Source organism: Campylobacter ureolyticus, from assembly GCF_013372225.1.
GTDB lineage: Bacteria > Campylobacterota > Campylobacteria > Campylobacterales > Campylobacteraceae > Campylobacter_B > Campylobacter_B ureolyticus.
The window spans coordinates 1552103-1576149 of record NZ_CP053832.1 but is presented as its reverse complement, the minus strand read 5'-3'; the positions used below and the strand labels follow the sequence as shown (position 1 = coordinate 1576149).

Below are 24047 nucleotides of genomic sequence, written 5' to 3'. Positions count from 1 at the left end.
AAAATAGTCAAAATTTACAAAATTTAAGGAAAAAAATGGAAGTAATAATTACAAATAAAGATGTTGGAAATTTAAGAAAATTTATGATACTTCACAGTAAAAAAGCAAAAAGACAAAAGATGATGAGCTTTTATGCTGTGCCATTTGAGTTTATTGTTGTTGGTCTTATTTTAGATGGTCTTTTAAAAACAGTTCCTATTTTAAGTTTGACTTCTTTGGTTTTGGCTATTTTATGGTTAATATTTTTTCCAAAATATTATAGAAAAATTTGCAATAAAGAGCTTGTTAAGTCAGATAATTTACCAGAATCTAAAATTAAAATGAAATTTAATGTAGATGAGAATAATATAACTTTTTCAAATGATGAAAAACCAAAGCCAAGTGAAATTTTCAGCTTAAACTCACTTGATAAGATAGCAAAAACTAAGGATAATTATTTTATCTCATTTAAAGAGGGTCATCACATCGTGCTTCCACTAAGTGATGAGACTACAAAAAAAATAAATGAGATAAAATCTCGCTTTTCAAAAGGTAGTATTGAAGAAGTTACTCTTTAGTTTGTGAAACTTCGTTGCCAATTTGCTTATAAAGATCAAAGTAGTAGATAACAAACTCTTTTGCATCTTTACAAATTGGCAAATAGCTTGATTTATGAGGTGCGCAAAATTTTGATAAAAACTTATTTGCATCTTCTTTTTCATCATAGATTTTTGCTAAATTTTCATAGTTTTTTATACAAATATCTTTAAAATCACTATATTTTTCTAAATTAACTTTTAGTTTTTTACCATCAAATTTTAAAGCCTTACTTTCAAAAAGAAGAGTTAGATGAATTAAACTTTCGCAATAATATGCCTTAACAGGGTCATTTTCCATCCATGAGATAAGTCCAACACTTCTTTTTATAAGTTCGGCAAAAACTGGAAGTTTTAACTCTTCAATCTCATTATCAAAAAATGATATAAGTCCACCAGTTGTGGCTTTATACTCTTCTATAAATTTAAAAACTCCACTTTTATTCATTAAAGTTTCACTATCTTCATCTATAAATAAAATATGCCCAAACTCATGCCCTATAGTGCTTACTCCATAAACTTGACGCCAAATTTCTTTTTTGTTAAATAAAATATCGCGTGTGTAATCTAAAAACTCTTTTTCAAAAATTTCATCATTTATCTTCATAAAAGGTTTTGCTTTTATGCTTTCATAAACATGATCTACAAAAGCAAATATTTTTTTACCCGAGTTTACACTCACAAACTCATCATTTGGCACAACTTGTGCACTAAAAAGCCCTTCTAAATCAGCTCCATAATAAATCATTGGGGTTGAGATATAAAGTTGTGTTTTATCTATGTTTGAATTAACCATAGAGTGCATTATTTGGTTATTTGAGCCAATATTTTTATAGACACTATCAAAGCTATTTTTAACCGATTTTTTTATCTCTTTTTCGTCATATATAGTTTCTTCTTTTAGTCTTATATCCCATTCTAGGGTAACTGCATGAGTGTAAAAGTCTTCATAATATTCAAGTGGATGACCAATTTGAAGATGTGATTTTGTATCCATCCACGCCATTTCAGCATCTCTCCAAACTTTTATAACATCGTTATTATCTGTGCATGCAAATGCAATTTTTAATTTTTTAAAATATTCTATATATGCTTTTTCATCACTACTTATGGCAAGAAGAGATAGCGCTTGGATTAAATTTTCAAACTCATCAATTAGTTTTGGCATATCTAAAAAAGCTTCATAATATGTTTTTAAAACAGCACTTGTGTTATTTTCATTAAAAAATACAACTCCGTAAGTTCTATCGCAAATTTCACCTCTTGGGGTTTTTTGATAAAGTTCATTTTTTTCTATAAATTCAAATGGATTACTCATTGAAGCAAAAATTTTAGAGTTTTTATCAATTACTATATGTTGCCATTGTTTTTGAATTTTGTTTAAAATAAGGCCTATTTTATGAACACCACTTATTAAGGCCAAGTTAAATTCATTTAAAATTTTATTATCGACTGCTTTTAAGATTAAATTTCTATGAGAGTTTTCATGTATTAAAGATACAAAATCATACATTTCATCACGTATTTTCAAAATTTTATCTTCACTGTAATTTTTCTTTTTTAGTTCAGTTAAAAGAGGGTCTGTTTTTAAATCAACAATTCGTCTTAAAACGGCTATTTTTTCAGACTCACTTCCTTTAAAGCCACAAATTTCAAGTGCTTTTTTTACATAGTCATTATCTTGATTTTTATATAAATCGTTTATTATTTTTTGATTTTCATCTGAATATTGTAATAATTTTTTATAATCATTCATAATTTATCCTTTTAAATTTATAAAAAATTTTAGCAAAATATAATTAACCAGTATTAAAACAAACTTTAAAAATAGTTGGTAAAATCATAATAAATTTATAACTAAAGGAAATTTATGGATTTAAAAAATATGGGAGAGCCAAAGATAAAAATAGTTGCAATGCCAAGAGACACAAATCCTGCTGGAAATATATTTGGTGGATGGATACTAGCTCAAATAGATAAAGCCGGGGCAGTTGCAGCAAGGGAAGTTGCACCAATTAGAGTTGTAACTATCTCATTTAAAGAAGTAATTTTTAAAGAACCTGTTTTTGTTGGGGACTTAGTCAGTTGCTATGCAAAAATCATAGGAGTTGGAAAAACATCCATAAAGGTAAAAGTTGATGTTATAGTTCAAAGACTAAATGAAGACAATAAAGTTGTTAAAATACCAGTAACAAGTGCAGAAGTAACCTATGTAAGCGTTGATAGGGCAGGAAACAAAAGAGTTATTGATGAGGATTTGAAAAAAATTTGTGGGTTTTAAATTAGAACAAAAAGAAAATATTTAGGAGAAGTGCTTTCTCCTAAATATTATTATAAATTTTTGATTTTACCCTAAAAATTCTCTTTTAAAATACTCTTTTGGAGCTTTACATAAAGGACAGGCGCCAGGAGCTTTTTTGCCACGATGAACATGACCGCAAACTTCACAAACCCAAACATCTTCTTCTTGGCTTTCAAAAAAGCCTTCATTTTCAAGCATTTTTTTGAGTTCTAAATACTCTCTTTCGTGTTCAACTTCAACTTTTGCAATAGCTTTAAAAAGTCTTGCAACATCTTTTTTGCCCTCATCTTCAGCTATTTTTGCAAAACCTGGATACATCTCTTCGTGTTCAAATTTTTCTCCAGCTGCTGCATCAAGCAGGTTTTTATCCATTTTATCAAGCGGTATGTTAGCCATTTCATGATGTTTTTTAAGCTCAGCTCTTGCGTGCCATTTTTCATTTTCAGCTGCTTCATAAAAATGCTTTGCAATAGCGTGATATCCAGCTTCTTTAGCTAAGTCGCCATATAAATCATATTTGTTTCTAGCCATTGATTCACCAGCAAATGCTTTCATTAAATTTACAGAAGTTAAATCAGTTGTTATGCACTCCATCTCTTCACCACAGCATACTAGTTTACCACCACCAACTTTTTGTACTTCAACTTCATTACCACATTTATGACATTTGTAAGTTTCGTATTGTTTCATCATCAAACCTTTCATTATCAAAATTAGTAGATTTTATCATATTAAAAAAAATTTGTCAATAATAAAATTTATTGACACTAAGTATCAAACAAAATATTTAAAGTAGTTTAAAATATCAAGCTGCTTTTAAGTTTTTAATAAATTTGATATTTATGATTTTGTATTATTTTTGTGCAAAAGATGTGCGAACACATCTTTTTTAGTATTTTTTAGTCTTTATAGATTAATGTTTGAAATTTATATATTGTTTTGTATAAATTTATTTTTTTATTTTTTTATAATTTTCATCAAGTTTTTTATAAATTTCATCCATATTTATAATGCCTGAGTTTAAAATTTTACTTAATACCTCGTTATCTTCTTTACCATTCCAAATTTTTACATAAGTTCCGTTTTGGTATCCATTGTCTTGTCTAAATTTATTTAACACATTTTTCCCAACATATTTTTCAAAAAGCTCATTTAAGTTTAAGCCGCATTTAAGTGAAAGTCTAAAAAAGTTAGTTAAAAGCTCATGAATTTTAAGCTCAAAACCACTGCATTCGTGAATTATAATCTCAATATCGTTAATAATTTCATATAGATTATATTCACTTATGCTGTAGGCTTCAAGTGTAAAATCCCTAAATCCACTAACTGAAATAATATCTTTTACAATATCATCAATATTTTTATTAGGATACGCTTTTTCTAAGACTAAGCTCATTATAAAATGCCAAATATCAGTTAGTTCAATCTTTATATTTTCACTATTTGCTTTTTGGTTTATACTTTTCCAGTGCTTCCATGAAAAGCTATCGATTAGTTCAGCACACTCCATATAAATACATCTTTTCCAATTAATGAGTTTGCCATTTTGTGCGGTTCCTTCTTCCCATTTTTTGCCGTTTGTTTCATCATTTAGTCGTTGTTGCATTAAAAACATCTGTTTTAGAATTTCTACATTTTCCATTAAATTTCCTTAATACTTTCATTAAATTATACAAAAAATTTGCTATTATTTAGTAAATTTATAAAAAAGGCAAAAAAGTTGTATGAAGAAATAGATAAATTTGTAAAAAAAATGCACCTTTTATCTTTTTGCGTGAGTTTTGATAATAAACCATATTGCGCAAGTGCATTTTATGCTTATGATGAAAAAAATTCAAGTTTAATTTTTGCTTCAGATGAAAAGACAAGCCATATTCAAATGGCTTTAAAAAATACAATTGTTTCAGGTATAATACATCTTGATACAAAAATAGTTGGAAATATTAAGGGTGTTCAGCTTTTAGGCAAGTTCAAAAAGGCTGATGAAGAACAAAAAAAAATTTATTTTAAAAGATTTCCTTACGCGCTTGCTTTAAAGCCAAATATTTGGTGTATGGAAATTTCGTGGGCGAAATTTACAAATAACAAGGCTATCTTTGGTAAGAAATTAATTTGGGAAAAAGCAAAATAAATTTTTTTATTTAAACTAAATATCTTTTAAAGCAATTTCATCATTGTTTATAATGCAAATTCCTTTATTTAAAACATTTTGAGCTATTTTTTTAGCTTCTTTTAAACTGTGCATAGAAGCAGTTCCACACTGATAAATATTAAGTTCTGGGATATCACTTTGTGAAGATACATTTAAAACATCTTTCATTGAATTTTCCCAAGCATTGATAACTTTATCAATATTTGGATTTCCTATTAAACTCATGTAAAAACCAGTTCTGCAACCCATTGGCGAAATATCGATTATCTCAACATCTTTACTATTTAGGTGTTCTCTCATAAAGCCTGCAAAAAGATGCTCTAATGTATGTGTTCCATCTTCGCTCATAATCTCTTTGTTTGGTAGGCAAAATCTTAAATCATAAACGTTTATAATATCACCTTTTGGGGTTTTCATACTTTTTGCAAGTCTTACTCCTGGAGCTTTCATTTTTGTGTGATCAACCTTAAAACTATCAAGTAGTGGCATTTTATTCCTTTTTAATTAAATGTAATTGCAAAAATTCCTGGTTTTTGCATTTTTTTAATAGTGTCTTTTATATATTCATCTTCTTTTAATCCATAAATTTCAAGTGTTTTATTTTTGTAGCTAAGACTTACATTTTTTATATCACTATAGTCTAAAACTGTAGCTAGTTTTAAAATAAAACTTAGCCAAATAACTGAGTTTTCATCGGGTAATAACTCTTTTAATTCTTCATATTCAATTTGGCTTATATTTTTTTTGCCATTTTGTTTTATTATCGTTGCAATTAGGGCTTTTTCTTTATGTGTATATCCATAATTAAGTGCGTTTAAAATAATAAAATTAGCATTTAAATGCTTTGAGTAAAAGCCGATTTTTCTTCCAATATCTGTGAGTTTTGAGGCTGTTAAAAGTTCATTTATATAATTTTCACTAACTTTATGAAGTGGTTTTAGGGTATAAAAAAGCTCTTTTGAAAATTTAGTTATATTTGGACGATTTTGAGTTATAAATCTATCTTGTAGGCTTTTTAAAGATGGATTAAAATTTCCAGGAAATTTTGCATTTTTGCCTATTAAATTTGTTAAAAAAACTCCCTCTCTAACACCAACTCCACTTGTAATTATCTCTTTTGCTTTTAAAATATCAGCAACTTTTTTGAAAATATAAGCTCCACCTCTTATTGTATCAAAACGATCTTTTTTTATAAAAAAGTTTCCCAAATCTGATATTTTTGAAGAATAAATTTTTTCTATAAAGCCTTTTTCTTTTTCATAATTATAAGAAAAGCCATGAACCATTTTTAAAGGATAATTCTTTCTTTGTATAATTGCATTTGAAATGGCTCTTAAGCTTCCCCCAATTGAGATAATTGTATTGTTTTGAAAATCTTTAGAAATTTTATCTGTTAGCTCTTTAACAAACTCATCAAGTCCATTTAAATTTTCTTTATCATAAAAAAGCTCTTTTAATCTTACAGTTCCTAAATTTAAAGAAAGTGTTTTTACAACTTTTCCATTTTCTATTTTAGCAAGTTCTGTAGATCCTCCACCAATATCAATGGTTGTTGCATTATTTGGGTATTTTACAAGTCTTGCTGCTCCAAAACCACCATAGTATGCCTCCATATCGCCATCTACAACTTTTAGGCTAATGCCAAGCTTTTTAACCATATTTATAAACTCATTTGCATTTTTTGCATCTCTTAAGGCTGATGTTCCAACGGCTAGAATTTTTTGAATTTTATACCTATTTAGTATCTTTCTAAACTCCACAAAAGCGCCAAAGCATTTTTTCATAGCATCTTCTTGGATAATTCCACTATGTTCATAAGCTCCCTCTCCAAGTCTTACTTTCATTTTGTATTCACCAAGTATGTAAAATCCAAGCCTACTAGTTCTTCCAAAAATTACCATTCTTGCTGAGTTTGAGCCAAGGTCTATAACTGCTACTTTTTTTGTCATTTAAAAGCCTTATTTAATTTTTTACTTGTTTTTGAAATTGGAATTTTAATAGTTGCAATGACTCCTTTTTGATCACTTCTATTTTTAAGTGAAATTTGAGCATTCATTGCATCGGCTGCACCTTTTGCTAAAAATAAGCCAAGTCCAGCACCACTTTTATTACCACTTCGTTTAAATGGTGCAAAAAGATCCAAACTTTCATCTATTCCAATTCCCTCATCAACAACATCAAGTTTAAAACAATCGTCTAAAATAGTGCTTTTTATGATAATAGCTGAGTTTTGTGGTGAAAATTTAATAGCATTTTGAATGAAATTTTGGACAATATGTAAAAATAAATTTGGTTGAATGCTCATAAAAAACTCATCTGGTTTTAGTTTTGTAATTATTGCTTTATCTTTTGATTGTGCTAATATCTTAAAATTTAAACAAGTTTCTTTTATAAGTTTTATAATGTCAATTTCAACAGGCTTTTCAAATTGTGCACCTTCTTGTCTACCAATTTCTAAAATTGAGCTTATCATTTTATTCATATTATCAATTGAAATATTATTATTTTTTAAAGTTTCTACATATTTTTCATTATCTCTTGGCTTTAAAAGCGTAACTTCATTTTTGGTTTTCATAACAGCTAGTGGGGTTTTTAATTCATGAGCAATGCCTATAAAAAGTTCTTTTTGATACCCTATAAAAGTGTGAATTCTGTCAATTAACCTATTTATACCCATTCCAAGAGGTTTGAATTCTAATGGAATTTCATTTTCATCTATGTGGTCAAGTGCTATTTCATTAAGTTTTGAAAGCTTGGCTGAAAGAAGCTTAACAGGAATTAGAAGAGATCTCGATAAAAATAAAGCAAAAAATAAAATTAAAAATATCATGGTCGCATTTATAATGATAATATCAGTTAATACTTGAGAAACTAATTTGTTATAAAAAGTTGTGTCCGTATCAAGTATGATAATGCTATTTTTATAGGGATATTCAAGCATAAGAGATGATTTTTCTTCTGTTTTTATGCTTGTATATTTTGGTTTTTTTAGATTTTTTTCATTTTGAGTTATTTTTACATTTATTGGCGTGTGGCCAAGCTCTTTTGTGTAAAAGTTAAAGCTATTGGTTATATTTTGAGATGATAATTTTACAGCCTCTTGGTTTAAAACCTGCACCACTGTTTCAAAAATATTTATTTTTATATAGTGGTAAAGCATAGTCGAAAATATTAAAATTAGCATCGAAGAGCCCGATGCTAATTGAATGATAAATTTAGTTCTTAAGCTTTTTTGGGAAAGCAAAATCTATATCCGCGTCTTCTTACAGTTTCGATTGTTGATATATTTAAAGGTTTATCCATTTTTTGTCTAATTTGATTTATTGCTACTTCAATCACATTTGGAGTAACAAGTTCTGGTTCTTCCCAGATTGCATCAAGGAGTTGTTCTTTTGAGACTATTTGATCGCTATGTCTTGCAAGATGAGTTAAAACCTCAAATGGTTTCCCTTTTAATTCTACTTCTTGATCTTTATAAATTATTTTTTCCTCATCTGGATCTATTGTAAGTTCGCCTATTTGGATTATATTTGTACCGCCAAATCTAAGTTGAACTTCAATTCTAGCTAGCAAAATATCAAAATCAAATGGTTTTTTTATATAATCACTTGCTCCTGCTTTTAATGCTTTTATTTCACTTTCTTTATCTTCTTTTGCTGATAGCATTACAATTGCAGTTCTAGGGCATTTTTGTTTTATAATGTTGATAAGGTCAATTCCATCTCCATCAGGAAGCATCCAATCTGCTAGAACTAAATCATAGTTTCTTATGCCGATATAATACTCAGCATCTTTGAAGTTTTCAGCACAGTCTGCTTGATAACCAAATTCTTGCAAACCCTCGGCAATTGTTTTATTTAGAGTAACTTCATCTTCTACTATCAAAATTCTCATTATATTTTCCTTAATTTTAAAATTATTTCAGCGATTATAACAGAATTTAAGCTTAAATTCAAGTTTTTTAAATATATCTTAAAAAATTTCTTCTATCATTGCCCCAACATCTGCATTTTGTAAAATTTCTTTTTTTATAATTTTCATAAAAAAATAATTTATTGTTGGGTATTTTTTTTTAAAAAAATCACAAAAATAATTTAAAGCATCTTCAACTTTTACAAATTTATTTTTATTAAACTCATTTTCTATAATTTCACAAGCTAACGCATAATCGATAAACTCATGAGCTTGAAATTTTGCATCTATTTTTATCATTTGAGTAGTAGTGCGTTCAAACTCAAGCATTCCAATAATTGTTTTAAGTTCTAAATTTTCAATTAAAACAGTTATCATAAAACCTGTTTTTCCTCTTTAAAAATAAGTCTTTTAATATTTGGAATGTGTTTATAAAACACAATAAAAACAATTATTATAATTGGTGCATGTGTGTTTATCGGTAAAATTTGTGGATGTATTATTAGTGAAAGAATTAAAAAGGTAAAAATTCCACTAAGAGATGCAATGGATGAAACTTTTATAAATTTTCCTACAAAAAACCAAACAACTACTGATAAAGCAACTTCAATTGGTAAGAATGCTGCAAAAACTCCATAGCTTGTTGCCACACCTTTTCCACCTTCAAATTTTAAAAATGCACTAAAACAATGTCCTAATACAGCCATTACTGCCATCATCCATAAAACATTTCCATCAACTCCTGCAAATTTGGCAATAATAATAGGCAAAAAGCCTTTTAATACATCGCAAATTATCGTAATAATTGCTATTTTTTTTGCATTTTTTAAATCAATATTTTTTAAAACTCTATAAACATTTGTTGCTCCAATGCTTTTGCTTCCTTCTTTTGTAATGTCCACACTATAAAGAGACTTTACAATAATGACTCCAAATGGAATTGAGGCTATTAAATAAGCAGTCAAATAAAGCATAATATTTGGATTTGTTAAGAAATTTATTAATCCGTTCACTGTTTTTCCTTTAAAATTTTTAAGCTTAAAATTTTATCAAAACTATTTTAACTTTTCCATAAAAGAGCTATTTTTTCATCAAAAATATCACTTTTTTTAGCTGCAATTTCAGTTGTTTTAATATCTAAATTTTTTAAATTATACTTTTCTCTTAGCTCTTTTAGTTTTGCGCTTTCTTCCAATATAAGCTCATTTAATTTATTTTCAAGTGCTTCAAGTGCATCTTTTGCAAGTGCGACATCTTTTCTTTCATTTAAAACTCTATTTGCACTTTTTGAACTAGTTAGAACTTTTGAAGCATTTGTTTTTGTAAGGGTTTTATTTCCTAAAAACATACCTAAAATAGCACCTCCGATACTAATAGCTGCGTTTATTCCACTTGATTTAACATCTGATTTTTCTTTATCAAGTTTAATTTGAGCTTTTTGAATTTGAGCTTCTAATTTTTCTTTTTCTGCTTTAAATTTAGCTTCAAATTTGGAGGTTTCATCCTCTAAAATTTCATTGCATTTATCATTTAGTCTTATTACAAAATCGCTTTTTTCTTCATTTGGTTTTGAAATTTCACCAAGAGCCTCAAAAAGTGTAAGTTTAATATTTCTAAAAATATAATCTTTAAAATCTTTTGCTTCTTTGCTTAAATCTTTATTTGAAGCTATGAATGAAGGAAGTGGCTCAAACTCGCTATCTTCTTTTGCTGTTTTGCTTAAAATTTGATTAAAATTAAAGGCATTTTCCCACTTTATTTCATCACTGACAAGCGGTATTGCTAAATTTAAATCTTTTTGGTATTCAAAATCTTTTGTTTTGTATATTACTTTTGCACTAGCTAAAATATGTGGTATTAAATTTGATGAGTTTTCATAATAAAAATACTCATCAATATTTGGTGAAATCACAGGTTTTGTTTTTGAGAGTGTTAAATTTAATGGTTTGAAATTTTCTTTTTTATCGGCCATTAAATTTGAAATTTGATCACTACTTAAAGGACCTTTTAGATAGCTTAATGCAAATCTTGAAGAAATTATTTCTAAATTTGATTCATTTATATTTTTAACTAAAAAACTTCTTTTTTTAAGATTTGAAATTTGCTCCAACAATTTATTTTTATCACTTTCTCCAACACCAGTTAGCCCGCTTATTACTCTATTTTTATCTTGAGCTGTTTGAAGTCTTCCAATAAACCAAGTGCCTATGTTAGAAAGACCTTTGTAGTCTAGATCTATTGGGTTTTGCGTTGATAAAACACATCCAATACCAAAAGCTCTTGCTTGTTTTAAAAGTGTTAGCATTGGTGTTTTTGACGGTGGGTTTGAAGTTGGTGGAAAAAAGCCAAAAATTTCATCCATATATAAAATCATTCTTAGGCTACTTGTGCCATCAGTTGTTCTCATCCATCTTATGATTTCATTTAAAAGCAAGGTCACAAAAAACATTCTTTCATCGTCATTTAGATGTGAAATTGTAAAGATGTTGCATCTTGCTTTTCCACTATTGTTAAAAAGCATTTTTGAAATATCGAGTTTTTCGCCTTTGCACCATTGTGCAAATGATGGACTTGTGATTAAGGAATTTAGTTTCATTGCAAATTCCATTCTTTTATTTGCTGGATAAAGAGTTTCTACATCAAAAACTCCAAGCTTTGAAAATGGCGGAGTTACTATTTGATGAATCAAATCTGCAATACTTAAATTTGAATTTTTTTTGAAATTCGCTAAAAATATGTTTTGTAAAAAAAGCTCTTTTGAATTATCATTTTCTCCTATTAGAGATAATACAGAGTTTGATAAAGACAGAGTGTATTCATTTAAGCCTTCTTCATCTAAATTTATAGGTGCTTCAAAATTACTTAAAAGGCTTATTCCAAGTCCGGAGCTACTTTTTGGAGTAAATATCTTAAACTCAGCACTGTTTTTTAATAAATTTACTCTATCTAAACTTTGAAATGACCCCTCAATACCATTTTTCCAAATTTCAGCTGTTTTTTCTGCCAACTCTTTTGTTGTCATACTTTTGCTTTTTGCCTCATTTTCATCAATATATGGTAAAAAGTCATCTGTTTGCATTTTTGGAAAAGTAAGAGCTAAATTTGTCATATCGCCTTTTGGGTCAATTACAATTGATGGGATATTATCAATGGCAGCTTCTTCTAAAAGCGTAATTCCAAGACCAGTTTTTCCACTTCCAGTCATTCCAATAATTGCTGCGTGAGTTGTTAAGTCTTTATTTTTATATAAAAATGGCTCACCATTTTCTTTAAGTCCTAAATAAAATAATTTTAAATTTTCTTGTAGCATTTTCGCCTCTTTTTAAAAGTTTTTTGTATGATACCATATCAAGGTTTAAGAAAAAGCAAAATTTTAATTTGTTATCATATAAAAAATAATTTAAGGAAAAATATGTTTTTTGAAAAACTTAAAAACAATGAAAGTGGAATTTTGCTTTATGGCCAAACACCACCAAAGCAAAATCATCAAAATTTAGAAAATTTACTTGAACTTAGAAAAAAAAGACTTAACACACTTGATGTTGATGGTATCGTTATATATGATTTGCAAGATGAGGGCGATAGAAATGATGAAAAAAGAACTTTTGAGTTTGTAAAAACTATAGATCCGTATGAGTATTATAAGGCTTTGGAGCTTAAATTTCCAGGTATTATTTATAAATCAGTAGGAAAATACAGCCCCAAGATAAGTTTATATAGATATATTAAAATAAATGTGTTGTTTTTGTAAAAGCACTTAAAGATAACTTTATTAAGATATTAAAAGATATAAAAGAGGTATTAATAAAAAGTTTAATATATAGTAACTTAAAAGTTACTATATATTAAATAAAATACTATACAAATCATCTAATATAAAATATTTTTGATCTAACATTCCTTTATAAAATGTAGCAAATGTGTCGTTATAATTCTTTTTGAAAAACCCTTCTTTTGATAGTTCAACTATAGCAGAGTTTATTTTTTCTAAGAGTTTTGAGCTATCTTTTTGTGTTGCAACACAATCCATATAAGCCAAATCGCTAAATTTAATAGAAATTTCAAAATTATTGTCAATTAAAGGAATTGTAGCAGTTGAAACAATATTATGCATAAATCCTATAGCTTCATCGTTTTTAACTTTTTGATAACATTCCATATTATTTTTACAATAAACAATGTTTATTCCATTTTTTTTAAGCCAATCATCAGAGTTTGAATTTTTTATGGTTGCAATGGTTTTTCCCATTAGGTCTGTTTTTGATTTTATATTGCTTGATTTTTTAGATACCAAACTAAGAATAATAGAAAAATATGGTGCTGAAAAATCTATTTGCTCGGCTCTTTCATCATTTATTGTATATGCTGCAATTAAAATATCAACTTCTTTATTTTTTACGGCATTTAATCTATCAGATTGCTCTATGCCAATAAATGTAATATTCATCCCGTTTGGAAAAACCTTACTTGTCAAAGCTTTAGCAAATTCTATCTCAAAGCCTGCAAAACCATTAGATGTTGATTTAGAAAAAGGTGGCATATTTGGTGAAACACCAATTTTTATATTTTTGTTTTGCAAAAGTTCATCATAATTTGCTCCAAAAATAAAACTTACTGACACGAAAAAAGTTAAAACAACTTTAAATAACATAAAATTCCTTTTGTCAAAAAATGCGGGCTGTGATTTTACTATACATAAGTTTAAAAACAATTTAAAAAAGAAAAATATAACGATACAATAAATTTTATTAAATTATAAATTTTTATCTTTATATTTTTTAATGATAATATTGATATTTAAAAAAATAAGAATTTTATTTTAAGTTCTTAGATTTTATTTAAAAAATCTATCAAAAAGGTTGAAAATATCAGCTATAACACTTATAAGTGTTAAAATTGTAATGGTTGCTGCAATTCGTGTAATTTTAGAGTTAAATTTATCTCTTTTTCCTTTTTCAGATTCTTCTTTTATTTTAGTTTCTTCATTGACTATTGCAAAGTATTCGTTTAGATTTTTATACGCTAGATCCATTTTTTGCTTGATTAATAGCCTTTTTTCGATTAAATCATAAATTTTTTGAGCTTCTTCTCTTCCAGATTGTATTTCTCCAGCAAGTGCTTTGTATCTTAAAATTTCTTTTCTAATATTAAGTATTTTTTCAGTATCTAATGTGCTAAATTCATTTTTTAAAGTAGTGTTGATTATTTTATGTTGTATAAAATATATTTTATACAAAAGTTGAATTATTAAAATTTTTGTTATGTTTGAATCCGTGCTTGTTAGATTAAACATTGACCTATAAATTGTTTGATCTTCTTCATCATTTCTAATTTCATTAATTGCCCCCATACGTATTGATAATTTGTCATTTAACTTAGAGCTACACAGAAGCATAAAGTTTTTCTCATTGAAGACAAATTTATATTTTGCATCTCTTTTAAACAGATTATCATCTTTTATTTTTAATGAATTCTTTAAAAAGTTAAAAACAACATCATCATTTGTTAATATAAAAAAATCATCTGAATATGAATGTTTTTCAAATTCTGTTTGTTCTATAGAAAATCCTACACTATCATCAATAAATGTAAAAATAAAATCAGCTGTTAAAAGTATGTTATATTCTTCATCCTCACTTAAGGTTTTAATATTTTCTAAATTTATAGGTTTTTTATATTTAGATATAAAGATAGAATATAAATCATCACTAGTTATCTTTGTTTTAGTATCTTGAATTAATAAATTATCTCTTATAAATATGCTTAAAACATCTTTTGATTCTTTTTTTCTAGAGTTTTTTAGAGCATCTAATATTTTTTTGTTCTTTATTTCTTTTATGAGATAAAATTTTACTACAGCGCCATTTTTAATTAAACATTGGATCCATATAAAATCAAACTTATTTAGAAATTTATCAGATTTCATAAGGTTGGATATTATCCATTTTTCGCTAGTAGAGAATTTTTGTCCATCTGGTGTAGTTATCCATTTATTATTTTTATCTTTTTCAATAAATCCAATATCTTTTAAAAATTTATTTATATCGTTACCATTAATTTTAATAACGAGACTTAATTCTTCTTTACATTTATCTTTTATCATTTCAGCTATTTGAGTAACAGTTAAGCAACCGTTCCAGCTAATTTTATTTTTCAAAAAGTCTTTAAAATCGTTAAAATTATTAAAGTTTTTACACATTTTATACTCCTTTGAATAATGGCTTTATACTAATTTTTTAGCAAATTCTCTTACTTTTTTATCCATTTCAAAAATTTCATCTAGATTCAAAGGCCTAAAAGAGGCAAACTTATCTAAACTTTCAAAAATTATTTTTTTGATATCTAAAAATTTGCACTCATTATTTAAAAATTTATTAACATAAATTTCATTTGCAGCATTTATTATGACCCCTAAATCAGGGTTTTTTATAACTTCATCTTTTAGTGAAAAAACCGGATATTTTTCTAAATCAATTTTTTCAAATTTAAGTCCTTTTTCTAAACTCAACAAATCAAAATGCTCTAAAATAGGCTCATCTATCTCATCTAAAATAGCATTTGCAATTGCTAGTTTCATATCTGTTTTTGAGATATGAGCCGTGGTTGAGCCATCGATAAACTCAATTAATGCATGAATTGTTGAGGTTCTTTCAATGAATGCGTCTAAATTTGAAACTCTATAAAGATGAAACGCTTCCATTATTTCAAAAAGTTTATTCATCATAGTTGCACTATCGATTGTTATTTTTGCTCCCATGCTCCAATTTGGATGCTTTAGTGCATCTTTTGGTGTTGCATTTTTAAGCGTATTTAAATTGGCATCTCTAAATGCTCCTCCACTTGCAGTGATTATCATTTTATAAATTTTCATCTCTTTTAATAGAAATTTAAGTCCAAAATGTTCGCTGTCAATTGGAACTATTTTTTTTGTATCAAGAAATTTTCCAGCCACAACCAAGCTTTCTTTATTTGCAAGGCATAAGGTTTTATTTAAATTTTGTGTTTTAATACTTGGTTTTAGTCCAGCAAAACCAACAAGGGCGTTTATAACTTTTTTGCTTTTGCAGTTTTCAAGCATTTTTAAAAGCCCATTTTCACCAACAAAAACAGTTTTGTGATTTACTGATTTAACTAAACTCTCATCGCCAACACAGACGAATTTCGGTTTGAATTTTGCAATTTGCAAATTTAGCAAATCCACATTTTTATTGCAGCTTAATGCTTCAACTTCAATGTTAAATTTATTGGCTATAAGAAGTGAATTTACGCCAATTGATCCAGTTGAGCCTAAAACTACCATATATAAATTAAACTCATAGCAATAGCGCCAAAAAGGTAGCTGTCTATTCTATCAAGCATTCCACCATGTCCTGGGAATATATCGCCACTATCTTTAACTCCAGCTTTTCTTTTCAGATAGCTTTCAAACAAATCACCAAAAATTCCAGCAACAACGATAAAAATAGTTGAAATTAAAGGATTTGGCAGGGTTCCTGCATCCATGAAAAATGCGTAATAAGCTCCGCCTACAAACACGGCACAAACTACACCACCAAGAAGTCCCTCAAGTGTTTTGTTAGGTGATGTTTGACAAAAACCATGTGAGCCAAAAGCTTTGCCGATAAAATATGCACCACTATCTGCACAGGCTATTATCACAATCAGATAAACAAGGCAAGTAATGCCTAAAACTTGATATATGCTAAACATTATAAATATTGGAGCTAGCGGATAGATAAGTACTTTTAAAGAGTTTAAATTTTCACTATTTTTATAGGCTAAAAATGAGCTTGCGACAAGTAAAGTAAGTGCTATAAATTTATAAACATGTGAAAAGCTATTTCCTGAAAAAATTGCAAATATTACAAAAAGTCCAACGCCAAGTGGAATGATAGTTTCATCATCTATTTTATAAAGCTTTAAAGCCTCACTTAAAGATAGTGCTAAAACACCTGCAAATATTAAAAAGTTAAGCAAATAAAAGTCCAGCCAAACAAGCACAAGTAGTGCTAAAATAAGTATCCCTGCTGTTTTTAAGCGAGTTTTCATAATGCATCCTTTTATAAAAATTTCAAACATATTTTATCTAAATTTACTTATTTAAGTCTTTAAAATAGTAATTGTTTTGTAGTTTATGTAATTTACAAATGCTCCATCAACCACTTTTACATTTGCTCTTTTTGTGTAATCAACTTCAAAATTTCCACTATTTTTAACGCTAAAATTAACACAAATTTTTGCTGCCATTTTAATTATTTCATCGCTTAAGTTTTGTTTATTTGTTTTAACTATCACATGAGCTGATGGGATATCTTTTAGATGAAACCAAAAATCATCTTTTTTTGAGTTTTTAAGTAGGCTTATATTTCCTTTTTCGTTTTTTCCAACAGAGATTTTAAAATCACCTATATAAAAATTTTCTATTATCTCACTTTCCTTATTTAAAGGAAGTTTTTTACTTTTTTTAGGAAATAGAGCTTCAATTTCATCTAAATTTGAGACATTTTTAACTAATTCTTTTAAATTTTGAAAAAACTCTATTTTTTCATTTAAATTTGCTTTTTCAAATTTAACTCCACTAGCTTTTTGCCTTAGTTTTTTACTCTCATCAAAAAGTCTTTTTGCTTCAAGCTTTGGAGTTTTTTCACATTTAAAAAAGACATCATTTCCGTTAAAATCTTTTAAAACAAACTCTTTTTGAAAATCATTTAAAAGATGTAAGTTTGCTGTTATAATTTCACCTTTTTTATTTAATTTCATTGATTTTTCAAGTAGATTTTCTTGGCTTTCTAGCTCAGTTAAATTTTTAGTCAAGCTATCTATTTTTTTATTTAGAACAGCTATTTTTGAATTTTTTATATCAAAAAGCTTTTTTGAGTTTATTTTTTCAAATTCGCTTTTTAAAAACTCATCAAAATTTACAATTATTTGGCTTGGCTTTTCTTTTATTGCGATTTGGCTTAAGTGTTTCAAAGTTTTTCCAGGTTTTATGCTTCTATTTGTATTTTCATAGTGGCTTAAAGCTTCTAATATGTTATCATTTTCATCTGTTATTATGATATTTGTAAATCTCCCTGTAAATTCAAAATATAAATTTGAAACTATCTCTTTGTAGCTTCCACTTTTTTTTGCTTTTATAAAAAGTATTCTATTATTTTCTAAAACTTCTAAATTTATTAAATTTGACGCATTAAATCTTTTACTTAAAATTACATCAAAAGGTGCTTTATAGCTTTTTAAATTCTTATAATCATCGCTTTTATAAATAGCTGAGTTTTGCTTATCCATATCAAAAAAGATAGTGTTTTGTTTATCGAATTCTATTAAAACAACTCTATCGCCAACTCTTTTTATACTGTTTATTTTTTCAAATTTTTTTAAAAAATCCGCAATTTGCATTAATATTTTATACTTCATAACTCTAATTTTAGCAAAATTTAGATAAAATCTTTTAGTTTAAATAAAAAAATAACAAAAAGGGATTTAATGAAACAAACAATTACTGAAAAAATTTTCAGCGATCATGTAGGATATGAGGTAAAAGCTGGGCAAATAATAGATAGCAAGATTGATATGGTTATAGGAAATGATATAACAACGCCAATTTCCATAAAGGCTTTTAAAGAAAGCGGTGCAAAAAGCCTTGCGAACCCAGATGATTTTGCCATTGTTATGGATCACTACATCCCAGCCAAAGATATTTTAAGTGCAAATCAAGCAAAAATTTCAAGAGAGTTTGCATATGAACATAACTTAAAAAACTATTTTGATGAAAAAGACTTAGGAATCGAACACGCACTTTTGCCTGAAAAAGGACTTGTTATTCCAGGAGATGTGATAATAGGGGCTGATTCTCACACTTGTACTCACGGAGCTTTAGGGGCTTTTGCAACAGGTATGGGAAGTACTGATTTAGCATATGCAATGATAACTGGAAAAAATTGGTTTAAAGTACCTGAAACAATAAAGATTGTTTTTAAGAAAAAACCTGCACAACATGTTTATGGAAAAGATTTAATTTTAGAAGTAATTAGGCAAATTGGCGTTGATGGAGCACTTTATAAAGCTTTAGAATTTACAGGTGAGAGCATTGGGTATTTGGATATGGATTCAAGATTTAGTCTTTGTAATATGGCCATAGAAGCAGGCGGAAAAAGTGGCATAATTGCAGTTGATGAAATAACAAAAGATTTTTTAAAAGATAAGAATTTAAGAGATGAGCCAAAGTATTTTTACTCAGACGATGGAACAAATTATACAAAAGTTATAGAAATAGATACCTCAAATCTAGATCCTGTAATAGCGTATCCGTTTTTGCCAAGTAATGGAAAAAGTGTAAGAGAAGCAGTAAAAGATGATATCGCAATTGATCAAGCTTTTATAGGAAGTTGCACAAATGGAAGATTGAGTGACTTAAGAATTGCAGCAAGTATTTTAAAAGGTAAAAAAGTAGCTCGTAAAACTCGTCTTATAATAACACCAGCTACACAAAAAATAGCCTTGCAAGCACAAAAAGAGGGACTTATTGATATTTTTATAGAAGCTGGTGCAGTTGTAAGTAATCCAACCTGTGGGGCTTGTCTTGGTGGATATATGGGAATTTTAGGAGCAGGAGAAAGATGCATCTCTACAACAAATAGAAATTTTGTTGGAAGAATGGGTGATAGAAGTAGTGAGGTTTATCTTGCAAACTCAGCTGTTGCAGCAGCTTCAGCTATAGCTGGAAAAATTGCTGATCCAAGAGATTTATAAAGATTTAAAATGTATGAAAATTGCGTTGTTTTAGCTGGTGGAAAAAGTTCTAGAATGGGAAGAGACAAATCACTTTTGCCATTTGAAAACTTTCATACTTTAACGCATTTTCAAGTTTTTAAATTTAGTAAAATTTTTAAAAATGTTTTTGTAAGTTCTAAATTTGATAAATTTAGCGGTGAATTTAAATTTATAAAAGATACTTTTGATGATTTTTCGCCAATGGGCGGACTTTATTCAGTTCTATCAAATTTTAAAAATCAAAATGTTTTTATAATAGCTGTTGATATGCCTTTTGTCAAATTTGAAACTATAAATTTACTTTATGAAAATTTAGGTAAAAATGAAATTTGCGTTGCAAAAGATAAAGAGCATATTCATAGCCTGTGCGGATTTTATAATTCAAATTTGAGTGATTTAGCCTTGTCTTTATATGAAAAAAATATTCATAAAATAAAAGCTTTATTTCAAAAGTCCAAATTTAAAAGCGTTTTTTTTGATGATGAAAAAGAGTTTTTAAATTTGAACTACTTTGATGAATATGAAAAAGCAATAAAAAAAGGAACTTTATGAAAAAAATAGTCTATTTATCACTAATAGCAACTTTGTCTTTGGCAAATAATTTTAGTGATGAAGTGTATCAAAAATCACTTGAAAAAGCTATGGAATTTGAACAAAAAGGTGATTATAAAAATGCAATGCTTGAGTATAAAAAGCTTGCTGAGTTTTCAAAAAGAAAAAATGAAATTTTACAAAAAGAAGTGGTTAAAGAAAATATTAATACTTTAAATAAATCACAAGATGAGGTAAAGTTTACTTATGTAGATTTGAATTCTCAAAACCTAGATAATTCAAAAACTACTTTGGATAATGAAGAAATTAAGCCCAAAATCTCACAAAAATCAAAATCCTTATATCCAAAGGCAAATGAAGAAAATCCTCAATGGCTTTATATGTATGAGCCAACTTATATAGGCTATGCGTATGATTTTAGTAAAAAACCAGATAGGAAAAAAGGTGAAGCTAAGTTTCAAATAAGTTTTCAAAAACCAATTTTTGATGATATTTTAGGTCTTGATGAAACTTGGAGCGTGGCTTATACTCAAAAATCTTTTTGGCAAATTTCACAAGATTCATCTCCATTTAGAACAACTGATTATGAGCCTGAAATTTTTGTAACTATACCAACTGATTTTTTAGGACTTGATTATTTTAGAGTCGGATTTAACCATCAATCAAACGGTGAAGCGGGAGAAATTTCAAGATCTTGGAATAGAGTTTTTGCACAGACTAGCTTTAATTTAGGAAATTTACGCATAACTCCAAGAGTTTGGCACTCATTTAACTTTGATAAAACCAATGATGATATAAGACAGTATTTAGGTTACGGAGATATTAAATTTAACTATGATATTGGAAATCATCACTTAACGGCTCTATGGAGAAACAATTTAAGATTTGATAAGGAAAATCGTGGAGCGATAGAATTAAATTATTATTTCCCACTTCCATTTTTTAAAGAACTTCACGGATTTGTGCAGTATTTTAATGGATATGGTGAAAGCTTGATTGATCATAATAAACATGTTGATAAGGTAATGTTGGGTATTGCGTTTTATGAAAACTAAGCTTTAAGGAGGCTTGTTATGGGTGGAATTTGGCTTATTGTGGCTTTAGTTATAGCCATTGTTTTAGTTATTTTTATGATAGCAAAATTAAAAATTCACGCATTTTTATCTTTAATGAGTGTTTCTTTGCTTTTGGCAATTGTCGTAGGAATTCCACTTGTAAAAATTCCTACAATTATTGGAGAAGGTTTTAGCTCCATTTTTAAAAATATTGGAATAGTCATCATTTTAGGCGCATTAATTGGAGCTATTTTGGAAAAAACTGGAGCCGCACTTAAGCTAGCTGATATGGTTGTAAGTGCTGTTGGTGAAAAAAGACCGAATTTAGCAATGATGGTAATGGGTTGGGTTGTAGGAATTCCAGTATTTTGCGATAGTGGATATGTTGTTTTAAATCCAATTAGAAAAGCTCTTGCTCAAAAAATATCATCAGCAAATCCTATGGCAATGGCAGTTTCGCTGAGTGGAGGACTTTTTATATCACACAATTTAATTCCTCCAACCCCAGGACCAATTGCAGCAGCTGGAGCTTTGGGCGTTGGAGAAAATCTTTTTTTAGTGATTATGCTTGGAGTTATTATAAGTATTCCAATTTTAATCTCTCTTTGTTTTATTTCTAAATTTATGGATAAAAAAGAGATTTCTAAAAATGAAAAAGATGAAATTTTTAAAACTTATGATGAGTTAAAGGCTGAGTTTGGAACTCTTCCGTGTGGTTTTAATGCCATTATGCCAATTTTAGCTCCAATTATTTTTATGGCGCTTGGCTCAATCAGCTCTATTTTAAAATTTGGTGGTTTTTTTGGAAATTTGTGCACATTTTTAGGGGCTCCAATAATTGCTTTAAGTATTGGTGTGTTATTTGGAATTTATCAGCTTTATAATTCAAAGAGATTGGGTGAGTTTTATGAACTTTGTGAAAGTTCATTAAAAGTTGTTGGTCCGATTATTTTTATAACTGCTGCAGGTGGTGTTTTAGGCAAAGTTATCACTGAGGCGGGTTTTGTGAGTTTTATGAAAGAAAATGCTAGCGTTGTTTCAAGTGTTGGCATATTTTTTCCATTTATTATTGCAGCTGTTTTAAAAACAGCTCAAGGTTCATCAACAGTTGCCATTGTAACAACCGCTTCTATTTTGGGAGCTTACGCAGATCCAAACTCTTTAATGGCAGTTTTAGGGCTTAACACTTCACTTGCTGCAGCACTTTGTGTTATGGCGATAGGTTGTGGTGCAATGTGCGTATCTCATGCAAATGATAGTTATTTTTGGGTTGTAACAAATTTTAGTGGATTGTCAGCTGAACTTGGCTATAAGACTCAAACATTAATGACGCTCATAATCTCAGTTGTAGGGATGATAAGCGTGTTTATATTGTCAATAATCTTGCTATGAAAGTTTTAGTGGCAATTGACTCTTTTAAGGGTAGTTTAACTTCTATTGAGGCTGGAAATGCTGTAAAAAGCGGTATTTTTAGCCTTTGTGATGAGGTTACTGTGATTGGAATTGCTGATGGAGGTGAGGGTAGTTTAGATACTATCGCAAATTTTCTTGGAGCAAATTTTGATGAAATTTTAACTTTTGATCCGCTTTTTAGACAAATAAAGGCAAATTATGCTCATAAAGATGATTTAGCGATTTTAGAAATGTCTCAAAGCTCTGGATTAAATTTATTAAAAAAAGATGAGCGAAATCCATACATCACTTCGACTTATGGACTTGGAATTATGATAAAAGACGCTATTTTAAAAGGCAGAAGAAATTTTATCATAGGAATTGGTGGAAGCGCAACGAATGATGCAGGAACTGGAATGCTTGAAGCTTTGGGATTTAGCTTTTTTGATAAAAATGATAATTTAATAAAAGCAAATGGTCAAAATTTAATAAAAATTTCTAAAATTTCAGATAAAAATACCTTAAAAGAACTAAAAGAGTGCAAATTTAAAATAGCTTGCGATGTAAATAATCCCCTATATGGTAAGAATGGGGCCGCTTATGTATATGCCGCGCAAAAAGGCGCTAGTAATGATATGATAAAAAATCTTGACTTAGGTCTTATAAATTTTAGTAAAGTAGTTTATAAATTTATGGGCATTGATAATTCTAGTATTTCTGGAAGTGGGGCAGCTGGTGGGCTTGGGTTTGGATTTATGAGTTTTTTAAATGCTAAACTTTTAAGAGGATTTGAAATAATTTCAAAAATTATTAATTTAGAAGAAAAGATAAAAAATGCTGATTTAATCATAACTGGCGAGGGAAAACTAGATGCTCAAAGCTCCATGGGTAAAGTTCCTAGCGAGGTGGCAAAACTAGCCAAAAAGCATTCCAAAAAAGTAGTGGCTTTGGGTGGTGCGGTTGATGATGGTTTTGATGATGAGCTTTTTAATGGGGCATTTTGTATTTTAGACTCACCAATTAGCCTTGAAGAGGCCATGAAAAAAGAAATTGCAAAAGCAAATTTAGCTAAAATTTCAAGACAAATTTTAAAACTTTTAAAGTAGAATTTTAAAATATTTAAATTATATAGTTAGGCATTTAATTATATGTTTTAGTCTTTTTTATTAAACGGTTGTGTATTGATAAGAAAATGGTAAATGTAAGTGCAGAAAAAACTGCGTTGGTTAAAGAGTTTAATAATCCGCAAAAAAATCTGGACTTTATTTATATAGATATACTCCTTAAATTTTGGCATAACTCTTGTTAGAAGTACTCATTTGAACAACTTTAAT

General features: G+C 28.2%; 24 protein-coding genes. 9 read left to right on the top strand and 15 right to left on the bottom strand.

The annotated features are described in order from the left end of the window. Window positions 1-35: 35 nt before the first annotated feature. Complete coding sequence (locus CURT_RS08030) at window positions 36-557, top strand: hypothetical protein (RefSeq protein WP_018712899.1); 522 nt, start codon at window positions 36-38, stop codon at window positions 555-557. Here the strand turns inward: CURT_RS08030 and ciaB are convergent. Further along, complete coding sequence (gene ciaB, locus CURT_RS08025) at window positions 547-2331, bottom strand: invasion protein CiaB (RefSeq protein ID WP_018712898.1); 1785 nt, start codon at window positions 2329-2331, stop codon at window positions 547-549. The two genes, CURT_RS08030 and ciaB, sit on opposite strands and share 11 nt — an antisense overlap. Window positions 2332-2445: 114 nt before the next feature. On the opposite strand from ciaB, the gene CURT_RS08020 reads away from it, so the two are divergent. Continuing rightward, window positions 2446-2856, top strand: a complete 411-nt coding sequence (locus CURT_RS08020; protein ID WP_018712897.1) for an acyl-CoA thioesterase — start codon at window positions 2446-2448, stop codon at window positions 2854-2856. 66 nt (window positions 2857-2922) lie between these two features. Here the strand turns inward: CURT_RS08020 and CURT_RS08015 are convergent, their stop codons facing one another. Continuing rightward, window positions 2923-3567, bottom strand: a complete 645-nt coding sequence (locus tag CURT_RS08015) for a ferritin family protein (protein ID WP_018712896.1) — start codon at window positions 3565-3567, stop codon at window positions 2923-2925. A gap of 259 nt (window positions 3568-3826) precedes the next feature. Further along, window positions 3827-4519 (bottom strand): dUTPase, encoded by a 693-nt coding sequence (gene dut, locus CURT_RS08010; protein WP_018712895.1) that lies wholly within the window; start codon window positions 4517-4519, stop codon window positions 3827-3829. Between the two features lie 78 nt (window positions 4520-4597). Between dut and CURT_RS08005 the strand changes: the two genes are divergently transcribed. Continuing rightward, on the top strand, window positions 4598-5008 hold the full coding sequence (locus CURT_RS08005; protein WP_018712894.1) for a hypothetical protein: 411 nt from the start codon (window positions 4598-4600) through the stop codon (window positions 5006-5008). Between the two features lie 15 nt (window positions 5009-5023). Here the strand turns inward: CURT_RS08005 and luxS are convergent, their stop codons facing one another. The 7 genes from luxS to CURT_RS07970 all read right to left on the bottom strand — a co-directional run bounded on the left by luxS (window position 5024) and on the right by CURT_RS07970 (window position 12251). After that, complete coding sequence (gene luxS, locus CURT_RS08000; RefSeq protein ID WP_018712893.1) at window positions 5024-5518, bottom strand: S-ribosylhomocysteine lyase; 495 nt, start codon at window positions 5516-5518, stop codon at window positions 5024-5026. 11 nt (window positions 5519-5529) lie between these two features. Beyond that, complete coding sequence (locus CURT_RS07995; RefSeq protein WP_018712892.1) at window positions 5530-6978, bottom strand: Ppx/GppA phosphatase family protein; 1449 nt, start codon at window positions 6976-6978, stop codon at window positions 5530-5532. Continuing rightward, the gene (locus CURT_RS07990) at window positions 6975-8273 is read right to left on the bottom strand and encodes a sensor histidine kinase (RefSeq protein ID WP_018712891.1); all 1299 of its coding nucleotides are present in this window, start codon (window positions 8271-8273) and stop codon (window positions 6975-6977) included. The genes CURT_RS07995 and CURT_RS07990 overlap by 4 nt, the downstream gene beginning before the upstream one ends. Continuing rightward, window positions 8252-8923, bottom strand: a complete 672-nt coding sequence (gene hsrA, locus CURT_RS07985) for a homeostatic response regulator transcription factor HsrA (RefSeq protein WP_018712890.1) — start codon at window positions 8921-8923, stop codon at window positions 8252-8254. The genes CURT_RS07990 and hsrA overlap by 22 nt, the downstream gene beginning before the upstream one ends. A 78-nt stretch (window positions 8924-9001) precedes the next feature. Then, the gene (locus CURT_RS07980) at window positions 9002-9319 is read right to left on the bottom strand and encodes a dihydroneopterin aldolase (RefSeq protein WP_018712889.1); all 318 of its coding nucleotides are present in this window, start codon (window positions 9317-9319) and stop codon (window positions 9002-9004) included. Beyond that, entirely contained in the window at window positions 9316-9915 is a 600-nt protein-coding gene (gene plsY / locus CURT_RS07975; protein WP_172539787.1) for a glycerol-3-phosphate 1-O-acyltransferase PlsY, read from the bottom strand. Before plsY ends, CURT_RS07980 begins: the two co-directional genes overlap by 4 nt. 86 nt (window positions 9916-10001) lie before the next feature. After that, entirely contained in the window at window positions 10002-12251 is a 2250-nt protein-coding gene (locus tag CURT_RS07970; RefSeq protein ID WP_018712887.1) for a helicase HerA domain-containing protein, read from the bottom strand. A 102-nt stretch (window positions 12252-12353) separates the two neighbouring features. Between CURT_RS07970 and CURT_RS07965 the strand changes: the two genes are divergently transcribed. Beyond that, window positions 12354-12692 carry a hypothetical protein gene (locus CURT_RS07965; protein ID WP_018712886.1) on the top strand — a complete coding sequence of 113 codons (339 nt, stop codon included), beginning with the start codon at window positions 12354-12356 and terminating at the stop codon, window positions 12690-12692. Between the two features lie 87 nt (window positions 12693-12779). Here the strand turns inward: CURT_RS07965 and CURT_RS07960 are convergent, their stop codons facing one another. The 5 genes from CURT_RS07960 to CURT_RS07940 form a co-directional block, all read right to left on the bottom strand. Continuing rightward, window positions 12780-13592: a transporter substrate-binding domain-containing protein gene (locus CURT_RS07960; RefSeq protein WP_018712885.1), complete on the bottom strand. Its 813-nt coding sequence runs from the start codon at window positions 13590-13592 to the stop codon at window positions 12780-12782. A gap of 183 nt (window positions 13593-13775) precedes the next feature. Then, the gene (locus tag CURT_RS07955; protein WP_018712884.1) at window positions 13776-15140 is read right to left on the bottom strand and encodes a hypothetical protein; all 1365 of its coding nucleotides are present in this window, start codon (window positions 15138-15140) and stop codon (window positions 13776-13778) included. A gap of 24 nt (window positions 15141-15164) precedes the next feature. After that, window positions 15165-16241: a 1-deoxy-D-xylulose-5-phosphate reductoisomerase gene (gene dxr / locus CURT_RS07950; protein ID WP_018712883.1), complete on the bottom strand. Its 1077-nt coding sequence runs from the start codon at window positions 16239-16241 to the stop codon at window positions 15165-15167. Next, window positions 16235-16990: a phosphatidate cytidylyltransferase gene (locus tag CURT_RS07945; protein ID WP_018712882.1), complete on the bottom strand. Its 756-nt coding sequence runs from the start codon at window positions 16988-16990 to the stop codon at window positions 16235-16237. The genes dxr and CURT_RS07945 overlap by 7 nt, the downstream gene beginning before the upstream one ends. 51 nt (window positions 16991-17041) lie before the next feature. Beyond that, window positions 17042-18358, bottom strand: coding sequence for an NFACT RNA binding domain-containing protein (locus CURT_RS07940; protein WP_018712881.1), 1317 nt, complete (start codon window positions 18356-18358; stop codon window positions 17042-17044). Between the two features lie 69 nt (window positions 18359-18427). On the opposite strand from CURT_RS07940, the gene leuC reads away from it, so the two are divergent. Genes leuC through CURT_RS07915 form a run of 5 tightly spaced genes read left to right on the top strand, consistent with a single transcriptional unit; the run spans window position 18428 to window position 23819 of the window. After that, window positions 18428-19693 (top strand): 3-isopropylmalate dehydratase large subunit, encoded by a 1266-nt coding sequence (gene leuC, locus CURT_RS07935; RefSeq protein ID WP_018712880.1) that lies wholly within the window; start codon window positions 18428-18430, stop codon window positions 19691-19693. A 9-nt stretch (window positions 19694-19702) separates the two neighbouring features. Beyond that, the gene (locus CURT_RS07930) at window positions 19703-20266 is read left to right on the top strand and encodes a molybdenum cofactor guanylyltransferase (RefSeq protein WP_018712879.1); all 564 of its coding nucleotides are present in this window, start codon (window positions 19703-19705) and stop codon (window positions 20264-20266) included. After that, on the top strand, window positions 20263-21321 hold the full coding sequence (locus tag CURT_RS07925; protein ID WP_018712878.1) for a phospholipase A: 1059 nt from the start codon (window positions 20263-20265) through the stop codon (window positions 21319-21321). The genes CURT_RS07930 and CURT_RS07925 overlap by 4 nt, the downstream gene beginning before the upstream one ends. Window positions 21322-21339: 18 nt before the next feature. Beyond that, window positions 21340-22713, top strand: a complete 1374-nt coding sequence (locus CURT_RS07920) for a GntP family permease (RefSeq protein ID WP_018712877.1) — start codon at window positions 21340-21342, stop codon at window positions 22711-22713. Continuing rightward, the gene (locus tag CURT_RS07915; protein WP_018712876.1) at window positions 22710-23819 is read left to right on the top strand and encodes a glycerate kinase; all 1110 of its coding nucleotides are present in this window, start codon (window positions 22710-22712) and stop codon (window positions 23817-23819) included. The genes CURT_RS07920 and CURT_RS07915 overlap by 4 nt, the downstream gene beginning before the upstream one ends. The last annotated feature ends 228 nt before the right edge of the window (window positions 23820-24047 follow it).

Bases quoted from the DNA above. Each gene is read 5' to 3' on its own strand.
- plsY (WP_172539787.1), bottom strand. From the start codon at position 9,915: ATGCTTTATTTGACTGCTTATTTAATAGCCTCAATTCCATTTGGAGTC.
- CURT_RS07965 (WP_018712886.1), top strand. From the start codon at position 12,354: ATGTTTTTTGAAAAACTTAAAAACAATGAAAGTGGAATTTTGCTTTAT.
- CURT_RS08015 (WP_018712896.1), bottom strand. From the start codon at position 3,567: ATGAAACAATACGAAACTTACAAATGTCATAAATGTGGTAATGAAGTT.
- dxr (WP_018712883.1), bottom strand. From the start codon at position 16,241: ATGGTAGTTTTAGGCTCAACTGGATCAATTGGCGTAAATTCACTTCTT.
- CURT_RS07930 (WP_018712879.1), top strand. From the start codon at position 19,703: ATGTATGAAAATTGCGTTGTTTTAGCTGGTGGAAAAAGTTCTAGAATG.
- leuC (WP_018712880.1), top strand. From the start codon at position 18,428: ATGAAACAAACAATTACTGAAAAAATTTTCAGCGATCATGTAGGATAT.
- CURT_RS07945 (WP_018712882.1), bottom strand. From the start codon at position 16,990: ATGAAAACTCGCTTAAAAACAGCAGGGATACTTATTTTAGCACTACTT.
- CURT_RS07970 (WP_018712887.1), bottom strand. From the start codon at position 12,251: ATGCTACAAGAAAATTTAAAATTATTTTATTTAGGACTTAAAGAAAAT.
- hsrA (WP_018712890.1), bottom strand. From the start codon at position 8,923: ATGAGAATTTTGATAGTAGAAGATGAAGTTACTCTAAATAAAACAATT.
- CURT_RS08030 (WP_018712899.1), top strand. From the start codon at position 36: ATGGAAGTAATAATTACAAATAAAGATGTTGGAAATTTAAGAAAATTT.
- CURT_RS07940 (WP_018712881.1), bottom strand. From the start codon at position 18,358: ATGAAGTATAAAATATTAATGCAAATTGCGGATTTTTTAAAAAAATTT.
- CURT_RS08020 (WP_018712897.1), top strand. From the start codon at position 2,446: ATGGATTTAAAAAATATGGGAGAGCCAAAGATAAAAATAGTTGCAATG.
- CURT_RS07960 (WP_018712885.1), bottom strand. From the start codon at position 13,592: ATGTTATTTAAAGTTGTTTTAACTTTTTTCGTGTCAGTAAGTTTTATT.
- luxS (WP_018712893.1), bottom strand. From the start codon at position 5,518: ATGCCACTACTTGATAGTTTTAAGGTTGATCACACAAAAATGAAAGCT.
- CURT_RS07925 (WP_018712878.1), top strand. From the start codon at position 20,263: ATGAAAAAAATAGTCTATTTATCACTAATAGCAACTTTGTCTTTGGCA.
- CURT_RS07915 (WP_018712876.1), top strand. From the start codon at position 22,710: ATGAAAGTTTTAGTGGCAATTGACTCTTTTAAGGGTAGTTTAACTTCT.
- dut (WP_018712895.1), bottom strand. From the start codon at position 4,519: ATGGAAAATGTAGAAATTCTAAAACAGATGTTTTTAATGCAACAACGA.
- CURT_RS07955 (WP_018712884.1), bottom strand. From the start codon at position 15,140: ATGTGTAAAAACTTTAATAATTTTAACGATTTTAAAGACTTTTTGAAA.
- CURT_RS07995 (WP_018712892.1), bottom strand. From the start codon at position 6,978: ATGACAAAAAAAGTAGCAGTTATAGACCTTGGCTCAAACTCAGCAAGA.
- CURT_RS07920 (WP_018712877.1), top strand. From the start codon at position 21,340: ATGGGTGGAATTTGGCTTATTGTGGCTTTAGTTATAGCCATTGTTTTA.
- ciaB (WP_018712898.1), bottom strand. From the start codon at position 2,331: ATGAATGATTATAAAAAATTATTACAATATTCAGATGAAAATCAAAAA.
- CURT_RS07980 (WP_018712889.1), bottom strand. From the start codon at position 9,319: ATGATAACTGTTTTAATTGAAAATTTAGAACTTAAAACAATTATTGGA.